Source organism: Bacillus cereus group sp. BfR-BA-01408, assembly GCF_022663305.1.
GTDB lineage: Bacteria > Bacillota > Bacilli > Bacillales > Bacillaceae_G > Bacillus_A > Bacillus_A pacificus.
On record NZ_JAKUFF010000239.1, the window covers coordinates 1 to 293 of the forward strand.

Below are 293 nucleotides of genomic sequence, written 5' to 3' on the forward strand. Positions count from 1 at the left end.
TAATCGCTTCATTAGAAACACCCAATAATTTTGCGATACTCATCGCTGCTAAAATATTTTCTAAATTATGTTGACCAGGTAAAACGATATCACCTACTTCAACAACTTTTTCACCTTTAAAATAAAGAGCATTATCTTTTATGCACGCACCATCTTCAATTTCTTTCGTTGTTGAGAACAGTACTTTTTGACCTTTACTATAAGCAGATAAAGCCATCACATCTGCATCATCTGCATTTATTACACTATAATCATTTTCTGTTTGGTTTTTAAAAATATTCGCTTTTGCTAAG

General features: G+C 31.4%; 1 protein-coding gene. It reads right to left on the bottom strand.

Annotated elements, in window-relative coordinates:
* On the bottom strand, positions 1-293 hold a 293-nt coding region (locus MR083_RS27115), incomplete at both ends, for a Mur ligase family protein (protein WP_242270123.1).